Origin of the sequence: Aeromonas sp. R1-2 (assembly GCF_040908505.1) — a bacterium.
Classification (GTDB): domain Bacteria; phylum Pseudomonadota; class Gammaproteobacteria; order Enterobacterales; family Aeromonadaceae; genus Aeromonas; species Aeromonas veronii.
The window spans coordinates 1-2,055 of sequence record NZ_JBFODU010000017.1; the positions used below are offsets into that span (position 1 = coordinate 1).

The window sequence follows — 2,055 nt, forward strand, 5'->3', positions numbered from 1 at the left end:
GCTTGATTCAAATTGTTAAAGAGCGACGCAACAGTGTGTTGCTGCGGGAGTGGAATTCTACTCAACCGCCTTCTCGAGTCAAGCCTTATTTTCAAGGTCTTTTCGAGGTTATCGACGAGGTTGTTTGCGTTGCCGCTTGCCCTGTCGATGGAGGCGCATTATAGGGAACAGATTCTTTCTGGCAAGCAGATAATTGCAAAAAGATGGCTTTCGCTGTCTGTTCGCTCACAAAGCCACCAATCAGCATATTAAACCGGCGAAATCAGCTTACTGCAGGCACCGCGATAGCAAAATCATACAGATTGTCATAGATGGTATCGGCCAGAGCGTTACCCACTTCGGTGACCGGCTTACCGGTTCTGACCATGATCTTGTGACCAACCCCGGCATTGATGGCTGCTTTCAGATCAGAAGGCTTATCACCCACCATATAGGAACGACTCATGTCGATCCCCAGTTCCTGTTGCGCCAACAGCAGCATGCCTGGCTCCGGTTTGCGGCAATCACAGGGGGCGCCGTGATCCGGATGATGGGGACAGAAGTAGATGCCATCGAGATCCACATCCCGATCAGCCAGTGACCAATCCATCCATTCCGTCAGATTCATGAAGTCATCTTCACTGAAGTAGCCGCGGGCGATTCCGGACTGGTTAGTGACGACGACCAGCAGATAGCCTTTCTTTTTGAGGAGCTGCAGAGCGTCTATGACTCCGGGCAGAAAATGGAAATCATCGACCTGGCTGACATAGCCAGTGTCTTCATTGATGACACCGTCACGATCCAGAAAAATGGCGGGGTTGCTCACGGAAACTACCTCTATCAATGGTTTTGCCCAGTATCTCACAGGCCATAAATAGCCCCAAAAATAAAAGGGGTGGCCGAAGCCACCCCTTTTCATGTTTGAATATAACGAATCGATTAGGCGATTACGCTAGCTACAACACCAGCACCTACGGTACGGCCACCTTCACGGATAGCGAAACGCAGGCCGTCGTCCATCGCGATCGGAGCAATCAGGGTAACAACCATTTTGATGTTGTCGCCCGGCATTACCATCTCTACGCCTTCCGGCAGTTCGATGGTACCGGTCACGTCGGTAGTACGGAAGTAGAACTGCGGACGGTAGCCTTTGAAGAACGGGGTATGACGGCCACCTTCTTCTTTGGACAGTACGTACACTTCAGATTCGAACTTGGTGTGCGGCTTGATAGAACCCGGCTTGGCCAGTACCTGACCACGCTCTACGTCTTCACGCTTAACACCACGCAGCAGCGCGCCGATGTTCTCACCTGCACGACCTTCGTCCAGCAGCTTGCGGAACATTTCAACACCGGTACAGGTGGTAGAAACGGTATCTTTGATACCAACGATTTCTACGGTCTCACCTACTTTAACGATACCGCGCTCTACACGACCGGTAACTACGGTACCACGGCCAGCGATAGAGAATACGTCTTCGATAGGCATCAGGAACGGCTGGTCAATCGCGCGCTCCGGCTCCGGGATGTAGGTATCCAGGTGGCCAGCCAGCTCGATGATCTTCTCTTCCCACTGAGCGTCGCCTTCCAGCGCTTTCAGCGCGGAACCACGAACTACCGGCAGGTCATCACCCGGGAAGTCGTACTCGGTCAGCAGTTCACGAACTTCCATCTCTACCAGTTCGAGCAGCTCTTCGTCATCAACCATGTCACACTTGTTCATGAACACGATCATGTACGGGATACCAACCTGACGACCCAGCAGGATGTGCTCACGAGTCTGCGGCATCGGGCCGTCAGTCGCTGCTACTACCAGGATCGCGCCGTCCATCTGGGCAGCACCGGTGATCATGTTTTTAACGTAGTCGGCGTGACCCGGGCAGTCTACGTGGGCGTAGTGACGGGTAGCGGTGTCGTATTCTACGTGGGAGGTGTTGATGGTGATACCACGCTCACGCTCTTCCGGTGCCTTGTCGATCTGGTCGAAGGCGAAAGCTTTACCACCGAAGTGCTTGGCCAGCACGTTGGTGATAGCTGCAGTCAGGGTGGTTTTACCGTGGTCAACGTGGCCGATGGT

Annotated in this window: 2 protein-coding genes; both read right to left on the reverse strand. The window is 53.3% G+C overall.

Annotated elements, in window-relative coordinates:
• Positions 1-262 precede the first annotated feature (262 nt).
• The gene (gene gmhB, locus AB5Y76_RS06670) at positions 263-805 is read right to left on the reverse strand and encodes a D-glycero-beta-D-manno-heptose 1,7-bisphosphate 7-phosphatase (protein WP_263719300.1); all 543 of its coding nucleotides are present in this window, start codon (positions 803-805) and stop codon (positions 263-265) included.
• A 113-nt stretch (positions 806-918) separates the two neighbouring features.
• The coding region (gene tuf, locus AB5Y76_RS06675) for an elongation factor Tu (protein WP_115523187.1) at positions 919-2,055 on the reverse strand (1,137 nt) is incomplete at its 5' end.